The following is a 1,878-nucleotide window of genomic DNA, read 5'->3' on the forward strand; positions in this document are numbered from 1 at the left end:
AAGCGACCTGCAGTAAGGGTTTTGTTAATTTTTTAGTATTTCTGTATGGGGGAAGTCCAGATATAATACAAACGAACGCTTGACACCGTGATTTTGAGACAAGTATTTCTAGTCAATTAAGCATAAATACTTAAAATCCCCTCAAGTGCGAGCTGCTACGCAGTGCCTTCGGCATCGCATTAACCTAAGAAAAAGCGCTTAATAAGTTGTTAAATTTCGGGAACAACATTAGCAGTATGCTGAAAATTGGCTAAAACTATTAAGATCATAGACCGAGTTTAATCTTATGCTAGAGAAAATACTATACGCTGATTCCGGCACAGGTCAAACCCAAGAAATGCTACAAGCATTAATGGATCTCCCGGCTATCCGGAAAGCGTCGATTACCATTCTCCGGGTTGTTCCCCCTCAGATTACCACCGAAGCTCTGGCCAGTAAATGGGAAGAAGGGACCCAAATGCTGACTAAAATCCTGCAAGAAGTCAAAATTGAACCGAGCAAAGTCTCCACGATTCTGCGGCAAGGAGATCCCAAAGATACCGTCTGTCAAGTTGCCGACGAAATCGGGGCTGATTTGATCCTAATGGGTTCCCGAGGACTGAAGCGACTGGAGGCAATTCTAGAAAATTCCGTCAGTCAATACGTCTTTCAACTGACTAATCACCCGATGTTATTGGTAAAAGACGATATTTACGTCAAAAAAATCAAAAAGGTGATGGTAGCTCTCGATAAGTCTAGCTCGGCTGATTTAGCTCTCGATCTGGCTATTTATCTCCTGCGAGACTATCCTTCAGCAGAGTTAATTTTGGCCCGCGTCAACCCCGACTTAAAGCCAGAATTTGCCCCCACTTCCCCCAAAGAAATGGAAGAAAACCCGATTATAGGGCCGGCAGTGGCAAAAGCGAAACGGATGAATATACCCTATCGCTGCGTGGTGACGGGGGGTAAACCGGGAGAACAACTCTGTAAACTCGTCGATGATTATAATGTCGATCTCTTACTGTTGGGTTCGCCCGATCGCCGTCCTTCCGTGGCTAAGAGTTTACCAGATCTCGATCGCCTTCTCGGTACTTCCCTTTCGGATTATGTGCGGGTTAATGTCAATTGTCCCGTCCTTTTAGCCAGAAAAGAAGGGATTTAGCCCCTATTGGGTGTAGGCAGGTAAGTCTTGACTCATTTGATTTAAGTTGCTGGCAATGGCTTTCATCGTCATAAAAGCCGAGCTAAAGGCGATTAGCTCATTTAAGGGATAACTTCGACTCTCAACCCGCAAACTCAGTAATTGCTTCTCAAGAGATTTAATTTCTTGGATGAGCAATCCTAACTTTGGTGGGTTGAGAATTACCTGGGCAGCGATCGCAGTCTGTTGTGCGATCGCTAAAATCATCAGCCATTTTTACTTTTTTGGTGAGGACGGTGGGCAGACGTTTGTGACCTTTTGCCCGTAAATATGTACCGATATTTTCCAGTTCAATTTTCAGAACTTCTCGATAAAGAAAGAGGATGGCGTTGAGGGCTTGGTTTTGGGTGGCGGCGGCAACGTTTTTATCAACGGCAAGATGGGTCAAAAAGGCTCTAATTTCTTCACCCCCCATTTCACGGGGATGTTTTTTCTGATGGAAGAGCAGATAACGCTTAATCCAGTCCAGATATGTTTGTTCGGTGCGGTAGGAGTAGTGTTTGAGGCGAATGGTTTCACGCACTACGTCTAGGAGTTTTCGGGGTGGGGGAGGGTTCATCACAGAGTACGCTAATCGGCATAACACGCTTATCGTAATATTATACGGAAAACTTCTCGCGATCACTCCATTTGAGCGTAATATACGGAAAGATTCTTAAAAAAATGCGTATTTGGCGTAATATACGGAAAATTTCCGT

Annotated in this window: 3 protein-coding genes; 1 reads left to right on the forward strand and 2 read right to left on the reverse strand. The window is 44.4% G+C overall.

From position 1 onward, the window contains the following. The first annotated feature begins 286 nt into the window (after positions 1–286). Positions 287–1,141: a universal stress protein gene (locus tag PX636_RS03445; RefSeq protein WP_002803408.1), complete on the forward strand. Its 855-nt coding sequence runs from the start codon at positions 287–289 to the stop codon at positions 1,139–1,141. A 3-nt stretch (positions 1,142–1,144) separates the two neighbouring features. Here PX636_RS03445 and PX636_RS03450 read toward each other — a convergent pair whose 3' ends face one another. Beyond that, positions 1,145–1,318 (reverse strand): hypothetical protein, encoded by a 174-nt coding sequence (locus PX636_RS03450; RefSeq protein WP_235614740.1) that lies wholly within the window; start codon positions 1,316–1,318, stop codon positions 1,145–1,147. Beyond that, the gene (locus PX636_RS03455; RefSeq protein ID WP_288116236.1) at positions 1,299–1,739 is read right to left on the reverse strand and encodes a phage integrase N-terminal SAM-like domain-containing protein; all 441 of its coding nucleotides are present in this window, start codon (positions 1,737–1,739) and stop codon (positions 1,299–1,301) included. Before PX636_RS03455 ends, PX636_RS03450 begins: the two co-directional genes overlap by 20 nt. Between the last annotated feature and the right edge of the window lie 139 nt (positions 1,740–1,878).

This window comes from Microcystis sp. M53598_WE2 (genome assembly GCF_030067735.1).
In the GTDB taxonomy this organism is placed as follows: domain Bacteria; phylum Cyanobacteriota; class Cyanobacteriia; order Cyanobacteriales; family Microcystaceae; genus Microcystis; species Microcystis aeruginosa.

Coding starts and splice junctions, on each gene's coding strand:
- PX636_RS03445 (WP_002803408.1), top strand. CDS start 287: ATGCTAGAGAAAATACTATACGCTGATTCCGGCACAGGTCAAACCCAA.
- PX636_RS03455 (WP_288116236.1), bottom strand. CDS start 1,739: ATGAACCCTCCCCCACCCCGAAAACTCCTAGACGTAGTGCGTGAAACC.